The sequence below is a fragment of the Lactobacillus sp. A27 genome (genome assembly GCF_016742815.1).
Lineage (GTDB): Bacteria > Bacillota > Bacilli > Lactobacillales > Lactobacillaceae > Lactobacillus > Lactobacillus gallinarum.
In genome coordinates this window covers 1-13282 of record NZ_JAEHNT010000006.1, presented here as the reverse complement: position 1 = coordinate 13282, position 13282 = coordinate 1, and the positions used below count along the sequence as shown (strand labels likewise).

The 13282-nt window shown below is 37.2% G+C and carries 13 protein-coding genes, 2 tRNA genes and 1 pseudogene; 11 read left to right on the top strand and 5 right to left on the bottom strand.

The genetic code is table 11. The features are described 5' to 3' along the window. Window position 1: 1 nt before the first annotated feature. From JEM49_RS00935 to yycF, 3 genes are all read right to left on the bottom strand, one after another. A complete protein-coding gene (locus tag JEM49_RS00935) occupies window positions 2-1351 on the bottom strand; it encodes a YycH family regulatory protein (protein WP_201873222.1) in 1350 nt (449 codons plus the stop codon). After that, entirely contained in the window at window positions 1341-3197 is a 1857-nt protein-coding gene (gene walK / locus JEM49_RS00930; protein WP_087235880.1) for a cell wall metabolism sensor histidine kinase WalK, read from the bottom strand. The genes JEM49_RS00935 and walK overlap by 11 nt, the downstream gene beginning before the upstream one ends. Window positions 3198-3260: 63 nt before the next feature. Beyond that, the gene (gene yycF, locus JEM49_RS00925) at window positions 3261-3977 is read right to left on the bottom strand and encodes a response regulator YycF (protein WP_056945541.1); all 717 of its coding nucleotides are present in this window, start codon (window positions 3975-3977) and stop codon (window positions 3261-3263) included. Between the two features lie 135 nt (window positions 3978-4112). On the opposite strand from yycF, the gene JEM49_RS00920 reads away from it, so the two are divergent. The 3 genes from JEM49_RS00920 (at window position 4113) to JEM49_RS00910 (ending at window position 4741) form a co-directional block, all read left to right on the top strand. Beyond that, window positions 4113-4185, top strand: a tRNA-Lys gene (locus tag JEM49_RS00920). A gap of 120 nt (window positions 4186-4305) precedes the next feature. Then, window positions 4306-4527 (top strand): hypothetical protein, encoded by a 222-nt coding sequence (locus tag JEM49_RS00915; protein WP_025005631.1) that lies wholly within the window; start codon window positions 4306-4308, stop codon window positions 4525-4527. A gap of 141 nt (window positions 4528-4668) precedes the next feature. Continuing rightward, window positions 4669-4741: transfer RNA gene (locus JEM49_RS00910), tRNA-Lys, on the top strand. Window positions 4742-4868: 127 nt separating this feature from the next. Here JEM49_RS00910 and JEM49_RS10405 read toward each other — a convergent pair. Continuing rightward, a pseudogene (locus JEM49_RS10405) lies at window positions 4869-5069 on the bottom strand (hypothetical protein); the annotation flags it as partial. Between the two features lie 197 nt (window positions 5070-5266). Here JEM49_RS10405 and JEM49_RS00905 point away from each other — a divergent pair. The 8 genes from JEM49_RS00905 (at window position 5267) to JEM49_RS00870 (ending at window position 11741) form a co-directional block, all read left to right on the top strand. Continuing rightward, window positions 5267-6025 carry a lysophospholipid acyltransferase family protein gene (locus JEM49_RS00905; RefSeq protein ID WP_201873220.1) on the top strand — a complete coding sequence of 253 codons (759 nt, stop codon included), beginning with the start codon at window positions 5267-5269 and terminating at the stop codon, window positions 6023-6025. 101 nt (window positions 6026-6126) lie between these two features. After that, window positions 6127-6963, top strand: coding sequence for a glycosyltransferase (locus JEM49_RS00900; RefSeq protein WP_201873218.1), 837 nt, complete (start codon window positions 6127-6129; stop codon window positions 6961-6963). A gap of 17 nt (window positions 6964-6980) precedes the next feature. Beyond that, window positions 6981-7937 carry a glycosyltransferase family 8 protein gene (locus tag JEM49_RS00895; RefSeq protein ID WP_201873215.1) on the top strand — a complete coding sequence of 319 codons (957 nt, stop codon included), beginning with the start codon at window positions 6981-6983 and terminating at the stop codon, window positions 7935-7937. Between the two features lie 11 nt (window positions 7938-7948). After that, window positions 7949-8746: a glycosyltransferase family 8 protein gene (locus tag JEM49_RS00890; RefSeq protein WP_201873212.1), complete on the top strand. Its 798-nt coding sequence runs from the start codon at window positions 7949-7951 to the stop codon at window positions 8744-8746. Then, the gene (locus tag JEM49_RS00885) at window positions 8743-9612 is read left to right on the top strand and encodes a lysophospholipid acyltransferase family protein (protein WP_201873210.1); all 870 of its coding nucleotides are present in this window, start codon (window positions 8743-8745) and stop codon (window positions 9610-9612) included. Before JEM49_RS00890 ends, JEM49_RS00885 begins: the two co-directional genes overlap by 4 nt. 91 nt (window positions 9613-9703) lie before the next feature. Beyond that, window positions 9704-9922: a cytochrome b5 domain-containing protein gene (locus JEM49_RS00880; protein ID WP_056945469.1), complete on the top strand. Its 219-nt coding sequence runs from the start codon at window positions 9704-9706 to the stop codon at window positions 9920-9922. 155 nt (window positions 9923-10077) lie between these two features. Continuing rightward, window positions 10078-10257 carry a helix-turn-helix domain-containing protein gene (locus tag JEM49_RS10400; RefSeq protein WP_233187241.1) on the top strand — a complete coding sequence of 60 codons (180 nt, stop codon included), beginning with the start codon at window positions 10078-10080 and terminating at the stop codon, window positions 10255-10257. Window positions 10258-10826: 569 nt separating this feature from the next. Next, window positions 10827-11741, top strand: a complete 915-nt coding sequence (locus JEM49_RS00870) for a LysR family transcriptional regulator (RefSeq protein ID WP_087236497.1) — start codon at window positions 10827-10829, stop codon at window positions 11739-11741. 38 nt (window positions 11742-11779) lie between these two features. On the opposite strand, the gene brnQ is transcribed toward JEM49_RS00870, so the two are convergent. After that, complete coding sequence (gene brnQ, locus JEM49_RS00865) at window positions 11780-13138, bottom strand: branched-chain amino acid transport system II carrier protein (RefSeq protein WP_201873275.1); 1359 nt, start codon at window positions 13136-13138, stop codon at window positions 11780-11782. Between the last annotated feature and the right edge of the window lie 144 nt (window positions 13139-13282).

The window sequence follows — 13282 nt, the reverse complement described above, 5'->3', positions numbered from 1 at the left end:
TTTATTTCACCTCATTAGTTTTAACTGTCTCCCCAGGTTTACGGTAAGGAGCTACATTCTTCTTTTCCCACTCATCAACGCTCTTCCACTCATCGTAAGCCTTTACGTAATAAGTTGGAATTAAGTTAATCAAGCTATGGTGACTAGAATCCTTCTCTATCTTGAAACCTACAATAATTCGTTGAATATCAGATTGCTTAAGACCATGCGCACCTAATTCACTCACTACCTCAGCAGTCGGCTTTAACTCTTGAGTTTGACCATCAAAAGGAATCGGAATTTGGAAATTGACGCTGTTGAAGGCAACGTTAATTGAATCATATGAAAAAGTAGTTTTAACCTGCAAATCATGCTGGTTCAAGAAAACAGGAATCCCTTCAATATAGTTGACATAGCCCACATTAGAGCCATCCGCGTCAAAGAAGCGCAGATCTTGTTCGGTTAATCCCAATTGGTGCACGTAGTACACGCTATCAAGCAGACGGTTAGTTGCATTCGGAATCTTATTCTTTTCAAAATGAGTATACAAGTAATTATGCTCACCTGATTCAGGATCTGGCACCTTTAATCTGGTGTAATAGTTGAGAGAATAAATGGTTTGTCCACTCTTATTAGTCTTGCTAGTTACTCCAGAAGTTCCCAATAAGCGAGAAACGAAGTAAGAATAAGACTGGTGATTAGTCAAATAGCTGTAAACCTTGCTATTGGTTGTTCGACTATAGAATGGTGAATAACCTTCCTGCAATTTAACCAAGTGTACTGGACTCTTAGTTTTGGCATTACGAGCAAATTTACGCAACTTATCAAAGTTAGCGCCCTTGATCTTAATGCGATAAATCGCACTAGTTTGATCATTGCCTAAATAAATAATGTTATTGGAATGCGAAACAAAGAAACGGTTAAATTCTCGATTATCATTATTAGAATTATTCAAATGATTGAACAAAGAAAAAGTGATTTCATCAGGATAAACTAATTGCAAATAAACATCATCATTCAAATATTCTTCGTACTTAGCGCGAGACTTAACAATTTTCTTTACATCGCTAACTGCCTTGGCTTTTTGAATTTCCTTGGTAAATTCCAAAGTTAAATTATTTTTTGAATCATACAACTGGCATAATCTGCCGTCTACAAAACCGTATGAAGTAGTTGGAATGTACAGATCATACAGTGATTTTGCACTATGGCTACGAGCCTGCTCTTTTGTAGTATTATTCTGATTTTGACCAATATTGCTAAAACGCTGGTCACTCGTCATGATAAAAATCCATAAAACAATGGAAAGAACAATGGCGAGCAGGGTAGCTAAACCTAAGAAAAATTCACCGAATTTGAATTTAAACTTCATCCCAGTCATCCTCCTCTGTCATTGGTTCATAAGGCAAGGAAATATAGAAGGTAGAGCCCTTGCCCTCGCTACTATCAGCCCAAATTCGACCATGATGAGCTTCCACAATTTCTTTAGCAATGGCTAAACCTAACCCGGTTCCGCCTTGAGCACGTGAACGAGCCTTATCTACACGATAGAATCTATCGAAGATCTTACCTAAGTCCTTTCTAGGAATACCTAATCCTTGATCAGAAATACTCAAGATAACGTGACCTTGACTATGAGTTAAGCGAACGGTAATCACACCACCATCAGGTGAATATTTAATCGCATTATTCATAATGTTGTCGATCACCTGCATCATCTTGTCAGTGTCAATCTCTACCCAAAGGGCCTGATTGCCTAACTCACGTTTGATAGTGTATTTCTTTTTGTGGCCCTTATTTTTATCGGTTTTCACAATCATATCAAACCGGTTCAAAATATGGTTTACAAAGTCATTCAAGTTAACGAATTCCAGATCCATCTTTGAAACGCCACGGTCCATTCTGGACAGGCTAAGTAAGTCGTTAATCATTCTGATCATTCGACTTGTTTCTTGCTGAGTGACTTCCAAGAATTTAGGCGCAATTTCAGGATCTTTCCATGCACCTTCATTTAAAGCTTCAATGTAGGCTTGCAAACTTGTTAAAGGTGTTCTTAACTCGTGAGAGACGTTGGAAACAAATTGTCTTTGTGAATTTTCATTCTTTTGTTGTTCCGTGACATCATGAAGAACGCAAACACTACCTGATACGAAGCCTGTTACACGCTTAATTAATGAAAAACTAGCATGCAAAATAATTTCATCACGCGTACCCGGATCAAGAGTAACAACGATTTCCTTTTGGCTAGAAATCAAATCTTGTGACGATGTATCTTTCAAACCTAAAACTTCTGCTATTGGCTTATTAATGATCTCATCTTCGTTCGCATTCAAATAGCTAAGTGCCATGTGGTTAACGACGCTGACGTTGCCGTGACGGTCGGTAGCAAGCACCCCATCACTCATGTGCGACAGCACGCTATCTAGCCTACGTCTTTCACTATCTGATTCTTCTTGCGATTGTTCAATTCGAACGGACAAAGTATTAAAGGCTTTGGCCAATTGTCCCAACTCATCGTTTGAGTAGATTTTTACCTGACTAGAATAATCACCGTTGGCAATATGCAGGGCCTGTTTTTGCATTTCCTCAATCGGCTGAGTAATTGCGCGGGAAATAACTAGTGCTAAAAATGCTCCAAGTAGTGCCGCAATTAATGAAGCAATCAAGAATGTTAAGGAAATCTGCCGCAGATTATCGAAGACATCCTGCATGCTGGCCTTAACATAAATTGCACCAACATTGTTGTTCGAACCGTTGCCACTAGTTAAAGGCGAGATCTGAATCATGTAATTGCCATGATCATCAACCACCTTATTAATCTGGTGCCCGGTTGAAATTACTTGCTTAACATCAGTATTGTTAATTCGCTGACCAATCTTGCTTTTATCGTTCAAATTAGAGACCGCACGAATCGTATCTTTATTATCAACAACGATAATTTCACTAATCGAGTCATTGTTATAATCATTGACGATTTGATTCAAGCGATCATTGGCATTTTTGCTATCGCTGGCTAGTTGATTGGCCAACTGATTGCTTACGATCGTCTGAATCTGAATCGATGATTGAAAGTTTTCAATACTATTTTGTTCTAATTGCCTGGTAAAATAAGCTCCAATTACTTCAATTGTTGCTAGCAGCATCAACATAAACACAATCGCTAGCTTAGTATTAATTGAATTAAATGTAGCGTTTAATTTCTCTCTGAGTTTTTTCATCATTCAACATTTTTAACATAAAAAAGAAAGTCACTTACCTTTTCAGTTTTGTGACTTTCTTCATTAACCTTCACTTGGCTGTTTTACGTAATATCCTACACCACGACGAGTAACCAAAACCTGAGGTTGAATTGGATTGTCTTCAATCTTTTCTCTCAAGCGGTGAACAGTTACGTCGACTGTACGCACATCGCCAAAGTAGTCATAGCCCCACACAGTTTGTAAAAGGTGTTCACGAGTCATAACTTGCCCCATATGTTGAGCTAAGTAGTAAAGAAGCTCAAATTCACGGTGAGTAAGTTCAATCTTTTGACCATCTTTTTCAACAATATAAGCATCTGGCATGATAACCAAGTTACCGATCTTAATATTCTTATCTGTATCATCTTGGCTGGCTGCTTCTGCCTTCTTAACGATGTCACGACGGCGCAAGTTAGCTTTAACGCGGGCAACTAATTCTCTATTAGAGAAAGGCTTAGTGACATAGTCATCAGCACCCATTTCTAGACCAAGTACTTTATCAATTTCAGTATCTTTAGCTGTTACCATGATAATTGGCATATCGTGCGTTTGACGAACTTCACGAGCAACCTCGAGTCCATCTTTCTTTGGTAACATTAAATCCAGGATCATTAAGTCTGGATCGTATTCGTCAACTTTCTTAACAGCTTCTTCGCCATCATAGGCGGTGTCGACATCAAAGCCTTCCTTAGTTAAATTAAATTTAATGATATCAGAAATCGGCTTTTCATCGTCGACGACGAGAATCTTTTTTGGCATCGGGAATGCCTCCTTTGCCCTTACATTATACTGGATTTTGCGGTTTTAGCCAAAAAAATCGAAAAAATTTAAAAAAAGTCTTGCATTTTTTGCCAGTTAATTGCATAATAATATCTGTTGATTGATTAAGCACATGGGTGGCTAGCTCAGCTGGCAGAGCAACGGACTCTTAATCCGTGGGTCCAGGGTTCGATCCCCTGGCCACCCATAATATATTAGTTAGAGATAGGATTTTAATCCTATCTCTTTTTTTGATCTTCTAATTGGATTTAAGGTTGCCGATCTTGGTAAAATATAGATAAGATATTTTGACTAAGGGGGCTTTACTATGAACGAAGCTGTATTTTTCAATCCGGGGGATGCGATTGCATCTTCCCATGACTTCAAGGAAGCACGCAGAAGTGCACAAATTATTAAGGCAGAACGTCCAACGGGCCGCCAGATTGTAATTGCTAAAAATGATAAGAGTGGTATCTATGCTGTCTACTATGCAGACAAGATGCAGGAAGATCAGACTGGCACTGCATATCACATTGAAGATAAGCTTTAAGATTGATCGGTCAAATGGCCGATTTTTTGTTTTTTTATGTTTTTGAGCAATTATTTTGACTTTTTTTAAAAAAGTACTTGTCAAAAGCAAAATCTACTGGTAATATATTTAACTGTCAGCGAGAGAGCTGATAAAAAATATGGGTGGCTAGCTCAGCTGGCAGAGCAACGGACTCTTAATCCGTGGGTCCAGGGTTCGATCCCCTGGCCACCCATAATATGGAAATGGCACTGCAAGAAGGTGGTGCTTTTTTTGTGCTTAAAATTGAATAAAGAAAAAAACTGATATCTCCTTGCTGATTATAGCGAAGACTATCAGTCTTTTTGCTTATATTTCAAAAATTATTTCTTCAATGATGCAACTTTTGCTTCTTCTGGAGTGTTAGATGGGGTAAGTTTCAAACCGATGTCGATAGATTTAACATCACCAGCTTTTACATAGGCATTCTTACCAACATGAATAGTACTCCAACGAGCTGTTGGTGTAGTACTTGCGTAAAAACTCGTACCTACTAAGTGATAGAATAATTCACCTCTCTTTTGATCAACTGATCAGAGGGAATTAAAGAACGTCCATTGGACTTCACCTCTGTTTGATAATATTCAACAAGGTACTAATTTAATTTGACCAATAATAGTCTTTATACTAATTACTGCAACTAAAAACATCCCTGCCTCAGCATAAGCAACGGAGTTTTTTCATGCTATGATTAACAAGATAAGCCTACGGAGGAAGAAGAATGAAACGCGTTTATTACTACCATAAAACTACAGACGATGTTGTCGACAGCCATAACCAAAATTTCAGCTTACCCGATGATTACGTCATCCTGCCAACCTCTCGCGCTGCCAAAATCTGGTCTGCTATTGCTCGACGCCTCGCAGCTGGCTTCGGCTGGATCGGCTTTCGCCTCTTTGACCACGTCCAAGTCATCGGCAAAGAAAAGCTAAAACAAGTTGACGGTGGCTATTTCATCTACGGCAACCACACCCGTCCTATGGGCGACGTCTTCACTTCACTCACTATTTTTCCAGTAAAAAACTTCTACGCAATCGCGGGACAGGCCAACTGGGGCATCCCCTTCATTGGCAAGTATCTCGTCCGCTACGGCGGCTTACCCGTCGGCAAAGACATCAAGCAGTCAATTAAACTAATCAAGGCCATTCAAACCGTGATCAACGACAAAAAAGGCGAGGTCCTCATCTACCCTGAAGCCCACGTTTGGCCCTATTACACCAAAATCAGATATTTTGACTCCACCAGCATGCACTTTCCTGTCAAGCTAGGCGCTCCAAGTTTCGTTATGACGAAAACCTACCATAAAAAGCTCATAGGACGTCGTCCACGCTGCGTTATTTACATTGATGGGCCATTTTATCCAGATCAAACTCTAACCCGTAAGGAAGCGCAAAATAAGCTACACGATCAAATCTGGCAAGCCATGAATAAGCGAGCAAAACTCAGCAACTACGAATATTATCAATACATCAAAAAATAAAAGCCGTCCTATATTTGGGCGGCTTTTATCATTAATGGGCTAAAACTTTTCCATGGTATCATATAGTTGTCAATCTTTATCACTAAAGAACAGGAGAAGATATGAATATACTTTTTTGTGGAGACGAAAACGCGGAAGATGGCGTTTTAATCTCTACTCTTTCTTTAATAAAAAATTCCGGCGCTAAGAAATTACACCTTTACATCTTAACCATGGATGCTCACAGCGATGAACGTAAGTATCATTCATTTTCCATGCAAGCCGCAAATTATATTCGCAGCCTTTTGACCCAGGCAAATCCTAACAATACTTTGCAATTAATTGACTGCACAGAACTATTTGAAAAGCAGCCGCCAACTGTCAACATGAATACGCGTTTTACACCTTATGCCATGCTTAGATTATTTGCGGATCAACTGCCTGAGATTCCTGATCGCATTCTTTATCTTGACGATGACATTATCATCAGAAGCGACATTACCGAGTTTTATCAGCAAGATATGACAGGTATCGAACTAGCCGGTGTGCTTGATTACTGGGGAAAATTTTTCTTCCACAACGTCAAGACTAAGCGTGTCTTTGATTACCTCAATTCGGGCGTTTTGCTTTTGAATATGCCTAAGATCAAAGAAACTGATCTTTTTGCTAAAGTGCGTCAAATGATGCAAACTAAGAAGATGTTCTTGCCAGATCAATCAGCTATTAACAAATTAGCTGTCGCTAAGCGTGTTTTCCCACGCTACTACAACGAACAATACAAGTTGCAGAAAAACACCAAGATTCAGCATTTCACCACCAGCTTTCGTTTCTGGCCTTACTTTCATACTCAGACCGTTAAGCCATGGGATGTTGATCGCGTACACAGCGTACTTCATTTACATGAATATGATGATATCCTTACCGAATATCTCAAAATACGCCATAATTTAAAGAAATAGTTTTTTGGAGGAAAATTATGAAAACAATTCCAGTATTTTACACTATCAGTGACAATTACACACCTTATGCCTATGTTTCAATTCAATCGTTAATTGATCATGCAGATCCTAACAAGGACTACACCATCACCCTTTTAGTTCAAGAAATCTCTCCTGAACACAAAAAGAGCTTGGAAGACATGTCAACCGACAACATTCATGTCCACGTCTTCCACATTGACGACGACATGGTTAAGCCAATTCACAAGACTAAAGAAAACTACCTCCGTGCACAATTTTTCACCATGTCTATCTTCTATCGTCTATTCATCCCTGAATTATTCTCACAATACGACAAGGCAGTTTACCTAGATGCTGATACCATCATTTGTGCGGATATTGCAGATTTATACGACACCGAAATCGGCGACAACATGTTTGCCAGCTGTCCTGATTTGTCTATTCGCTACATGCCACTTTTACAAAAATACATCAAGGAATGTCAAGGCATTTTACCTGCCGAAAAGTACATCAACAACGGTGTTATTTTGTTTAACATGAAGGCCTTCCGTGACAAGCACTTCATCGACAAGTTCTACTACCTCATGGGCAAGTACCACTTCGACAACGTCGATCCAGATCAAGCTTACATGAACGAAATTTGCGAAGACAAGATCTACCACTTACCTAAGGAATGGGACGCAATGCCTAACGAAAGCATCCCCGAAATCGAAAATCCTAAGATCGTGCACTACAACTTATTCTTCAAACCATGGCACTTCGAAGATGTGCAATACGCCCACTACTTCTGGGATGTTGCCAAGAAGACACCATATTATGATGAATTAAAGAAACAATTAGATGATTTCACAGATGAAGATCGTCAAAGAGCACGTGCCGACCTAGAACGGATGGCTGAAAGAGTTGATACAATCGTCAAAGAGCCAAATACCTGGGCTAAAGTTAAGCAACATGAATCAGTAAAGATTGGTTAAGGAAAGCAATTATGACAGTTCCAGTTTTTTATAGCATTAGTGACGACTTCACTAAGTATGCTGCAGTATCGCTTAATTCACTGGTTAAACATGCAAATCCTGAGACAGACTACACAGTATATTTTTTAAACCAAGATTTATCTGGCCAGCATAAACAAGATTTAAGTGATCTTGGCATTCAAAATGTGCACATTAAATTTTTCCATATTGATGATGACATTGCCAAACTTTACAACACCGAACTAGGCAACAACCTATTCGGTGCTTGCACCGACTCCTCTATCCAATATGTAGCCAAAATGGTGAAATACATCAAAGATGTTTTAGCGCTAGATCCAAAGAAATATATTAACTCAGGGATGTTAGTCATGAACTCTAAGGCATTCCGCGATGAGCATTTCATTAACCACTTCATGAATTTACTAGAAAGATACCACTTTGACTGTATTGCCCCAGATCAGGATTACTTAAATGAAATTGGTGAAGGAAGGATTTTGCACCTTGATCCGCGTTGGGATGCGATGCCTAATGAAAATACTAAGCCACTGAAAAATCCTGGTCTGATCCACTACAATCTTTTCTTTAAACCATGGCATTTTAAAAACGTTAAATACGAAGATTACTTCTGGCAAAGTGCTAAAGAGACTAAGTTTTATAATGAATTAAAAGCTAAACTCAATAATTATACTGACGCCGAACGCGCAGATGATCGAGAAAAACTTAATCACATTCTTTTAAAGGAAGATAAAACTGAACAAGATCCTAATAATTGGGCACGAGTGAAAGAACGAGAGGCTGTTAAACTATGATTTTTGGCGATAATCGCGAAGCTGTAATTAAAAATATTCAAAAAGCTGCCAACAAGCGAGACTTTATGGCAAAGGCAGAAATTGGCGATCCACAAATGACGCTTGATGAACGATTGAAGTTAGTTAATGACTATTGGAAAAATCGCAAATCATTTTCTAGCAAAATTAATAATCAAATTGGACACGCTATGCTTACTACTTTTGCCAAAACCTTAGCAGGTTCTACTGAATTCAAGGGATTGGAAAATTTAAACAATCTTCCTATTGGTGGAGCAATCGTAACTGCTAACCACTTTAACCAGATTGATTCTTTACCAATTAAATTATTAGCCAACAAGATGCATCATCAACTCTCAATCGTCATTGAAGATACTAACTTGATGCTGCCAGGCTTCTTCCGCTATTTAATGAACTATGTTGGAACTATCCCTCTAGTTCAAAGCGCAAGTTATATTGGCAATGAATTTCCTAAGCATTTAAGCAACGCACTAGCTAAAAACAACTGGGTATTAATTTATCCTGAACAAGAAATGTGGTGGAATTATCGTAAACCACGTAAATTGCAACGTGGCGCCTACTACTTTGCTGCAAAACAAAACGTGCCAGTTATTTCGCTCTTTATTGAGATTAGGGATTTGCCAAAAATAGAAAAGAAAGACTCTAATTTCTACGAGACTAAATATATTGTCCATGTTTTACAACCGATTTTTCCTGATGTTTCTTTAAGTGCTAATGAAAATGCGCACAAAATGATGAAACAAGATTATCAACAAAAAGTTGCCGCATACGAAAAAATTTACGGTAAGAAACTTAATTATGATTTCACAGATTGGGATATCGCAGGCTGGCGCGGCCATCTTTCATAAGAAAAATATAAGATAATTTGAAATAGTTTGTTCTAAAGTGACAACGTGTTACCATTAATATAACGTATTTTACTTTAGAAAGGAACTTCTTATGAAAAAATTTACCAGAGAAACTCTGTCAAACTATAACGGAAAAAATGGTCGACCTGCCTATATTGCAGTCAACGGTACCGTATATGATGTAACTAACAATTCTCAATGGACCAATGGTGAATACCATAATATTATGGCCGGCCAAGATGTTAGTTTTAACTTAACTAATACGCCAGATGTATTAGTTAATATTAATAAGGTTGGTTTATACAACTAGAAATAAATAAAAAATTTGATCAATAAAATAAATCCCCAAAAGAGAGCAGACTGTAAACATCTGCTCTCTTTTTTCTTCTCAAGTCGAATATTGTTCTTATTTAAAAAGATAATATAATAATAGTTAGTATATTATTATAAGTGAAGTGCTAAATTATGAATCTAAATCAACTTTATTACTTTAATGAATTGGTTAAACAACACCAATTTTCTAGTGCTGCAAAACGATTACATATTTCTCAGCCTAGCTTATCTAATTCAATCAAAACCTTAGAAAAAGAATTACATTATAATTTAATCGAACGGCGTAACGGCCGTATTGAATTAACAGAATAAGGTCAAATATTCCTTGGATCAGCAGATTCCATTATCTTAACCCTCGAAAAGACAAAAAATAATATTAATCATACCAAGCAAATAAGAAATAATACTATAGAAATAGGTTGCATCCCCACTGCTAGAGAGAACTTTCTGCCTCATATTACTTCAGCATTCGAAAAAGAAAATTCTAGCACATTTCATTACATTTACCACAATGCTATTTCTAATCAAATTTGCTTAGAAGTCCAAAACGGAAATTTCGACTTAGGCGTTTGTTCAAAAACTGATAATTATTCTGATTTAAACTTTATTCCTTTATATGTTGAAAATACCGTTTTTACAGCTTCAAAATTGGCATCTAAATTAGAGCTGTCTCAAAGCACGCGAACCATCTATCTAGTCTATAGTACTAAGCATCAGTTATCTCAACCTGCTCAGCAATTAATTGATTTTATTGCAAACTAAAAAATCAGCCAAAAAGGCTGATATTTTTTGTTCTAAATCTATACCTAATTTATAGATGAAATAGTTCTCTAGCTAATGCGTTATAATAATTTTATTATCGAAGGAAAGAAGGGATTTTCATGAATGACCCTGAAGCTTTATTACATTATCTTGATGTATTACTTAAAGAGAGCAATTTTACTAAAGCAGCGCGAGAATTATATATTTCTCAACCTTATTTAACCCAGTTAATAAAAAGAATCGAGAAAAAACTTGGTACCAAAATTATCAATCGTGACCGGACACCTTTTTCATTAACAGAAGCAGGCATGATTTATTACAAGTATTTAGAAAATATTTCTTACAGTGACCAACAATTGGATCGCGACCTTGCTCCATATACCCAACCTAACAAGGAAATCATTAAATTAGGCATTTTAGAAAGCTTAGGTTCATTTTTATTGCCTCGATTATTACCTTCATTTTTACAAAAAAATCCTAACGTGGAAATTCAGTTATTTGAAAATTCTCCACGCAAAAATGAAACAAATTTACTCAATGGTGACATTGATTGTTATATTGGACAAACACCTGAGACTATTTCCCACGATTTAGATTACCTAGTCAAAAATGGAGAACAATATTATGTAGTCATCCCTCAGAATTCGCCTTATTTCCGCTCTGACAAGTTTATTTTAGAAGCAGATGACTTAGACCTTAAGGAAGTTTTGCAGGCTCCTATGGTATTAAGTGCCTCAGAATCGGCAATTCGACATCAAGTGAATGGCTTATTTCAAAAATTTCATATTAAGCCTTGCATTGTTTTAGAAAGTAAAAGCATCATTACGGCTACAGACTTAGCATTAAGAGGAGTAGGCCTTACTATTTCTTCAGCTAGCATACTTAGCCGTATGCGCCAAACTCCAGTGAACCTACTAAAAATTGATGAAAATTTAATTTATATTAACTTCTTTATCGCAACTAAAAAAGAAGCCAAGATTTCTTCTTCTTTGCAAGAATTAATCGAAGAATTTAAAAATCTCGATTTAAGTTAAAAAGCATCTGTAAGTTTTTACCTACAGATGCTTTATTGTTAACTATTTTTAGCTTTAATCTTAAATATAATAGTTCCTAGTATTAAACCGACAATCATAGGAACTACCCAAGATAACCCTTGTCCTGCTAACGGAAGAGTATTTCTAACATGAGCAATAGCCAGTCCAAACGAACTTTGACTAACTACTGGCGGCATGCTGACGATCATATCAAGAATAGCTGGAATTAGTGTAAAAAATAAGCTCACCACGTACATAGTCTTATTTTTCTTAAAAATATGCACACCCAACGATAGAATAATTACTACAATTGCAATTGGATAAAGCAACATAAGTACCGGCTTAGACCAAGCAATAATCGTTTCCAGACCGCAATTAGCTACCAAGAAAGCAGCACCACAAGAAATCCCCAACCAAGTGTGATAGCTTAATTTTGAATAATGAGCATGAAAATCTTGTGCAAAGGCTGCTACTAATCCCACAGCTGTAGTGATACAAGTTAGGATTATTAAAGCTGCTAATAGTGCTTGTCCAGCAATACCTGCATAACTTTGAACAATTTGTGAAAAGGCAATTCCTCCGTCAGCAGAAACTTTAAATCGACCTAAAGACATAGCTCCAATGATGATTAGAAATACGTAGATCAATCCTATGGCTGACATACTAAATACACCTGAATTAGCAGTTACTATTGCGACACTTTTGTCTTCCTTTTTACCCATTTGCCTAATTGCGGTAATAATAGTTACTCCAAATGCCAATCCTGCCAATGCATCCATAGTGTTGTAGCCCTCTAAAAAGCCATTAATAAATGAAAGACCGCTACTACCATATGCCTTGGTTGCTGGAGCCGCATTAGGATCTCCCATCGGAAAAAGAAAAGCAATGAAAAACACTAAAAAGAGTAAGATTAAAAAGATAGGATTTAAAATCTTACCCAGAGCACTTAAAATATCACTTTCTTTATATGCAATAAGATAAGCAAAAATGAAAAATAAAGTCGTAAAAATCAATAAACCAATCTGATTAAACTGCTTTGGTACAAAAGGAGCTATTCCGACGGTATATGAAACAGTCGCCGTTCTAGGGGTACCAAATAATGGGCCAATAGTTAAATGAATCAAAGTCATGAACACTAATGCAAATTTTGCCCCAGCTGGCAAACCAATATCATACACACCATCTGAATGCGTCAATGCAATAGCTAACACCGAAAATAGCGGTAATAGCACACCCGTTACTAAAAATCCTACTGCTGCAAACGACCAATCATGTCCAGCAATTTGTCCTAAGTGAAGTGGAAAGATTAAGTTACCTGCACCAAAAAACAGAGCAAATAACATGGAACTGACTACGAAGTAATCTTTTTTAGATAACTCGCGTTCAATCTTTTCCATTTCATCCATAATATCAACTCCTAAATATTAATATTTCGACATTATCTCATAAAAAGTATAAAAAAAGAAGGAAGCTAGGCTTCCTTCTCTCTCCTTACTCCGGCTGTCAGACTCGAACTGACGACATCTTGATTAACAGTCAAG

Coding starts and splice junctions, on each gene's coding strand:
- JEM49_RS00935 (WP_201873222.1), bottom strand. CDS start 1,351: ATGAAGTTTAAATTCAAATTCGGTGAATTTTTCTTAGGTTTAGCTACC.
- walK (WP_087235880.1), bottom strand. CDS start 3,197: ATGAAAAAACTCAGAGAGAAATTAAACGCTACATTTAATTCAATTAAT.
- yycF (WP_056945541.1), bottom strand. CDS start 3,977: ATGCCAAAAAAGATTCTCGTCGTCGACGATGAAAAGCCGATTTCTGAT.
- JEM49_RS00915 (WP_025005631.1), top strand. CDS start 4,306: ATGAACGAAGCTGTATTTTTCAATCCGGGGGATGCGATTGCATCTTCC.
- JEM49_RS00905 (WP_201873220.1), top strand. CDS start 5,267: ATGAAACGCGTTTATTACTACCATAAAACTACAGACGATGTTGTCGAC.
- JEM49_RS00900 (WP_201873218.1), top strand. CDS start 6,127: ATGAATATACTTTTTTGTGGAGACGAAAACGCGGAAGATGGCGTTTTA.
- JEM49_RS00895 (WP_201873215.1), top strand. CDS start 6,981: ATGAAAACAATTCCAGTATTTTACACTATCAGTGACAATTACACACCT.
- JEM49_RS00890 (WP_201873212.1), top strand. CDS start 7,949: ATGACAGTTCCAGTTTTTTATAGCATTAGTGACGACTTCACTAAGTAT.
- JEM49_RS00885 (WP_201873210.1), top strand. CDS start 8,743: ATGATTTTTGGCGATAATCGCGAAGCTGTAATTAAAAATATTCAAAAA.
- JEM49_RS00880 (WP_056945469.1), top strand. CDS start 9,704: ATGAAAAAATTTACCAGAGAAACTCTGTCAAACTATAACGGAAAAAAT.
- JEM49_RS10400 (WP_233187241.1), top strand. CDS start 10,078: ATGAATCTAAATCAACTTTATTACTTTAATGAATTGGTTAAACAACAC.
- JEM49_RS00870 (WP_087236497.1), top strand. CDS start 10,827: ATGAATGACCCTGAAGCTTTATTACATTATCTTGATGTATTACTTAAA.
- brnQ (WP_201873275.1), bottom strand. CDS start 13,138: ATGGAAAAGATTGAACGCGAGTTATCTAAAAAAGATTACTTCGTAGTC.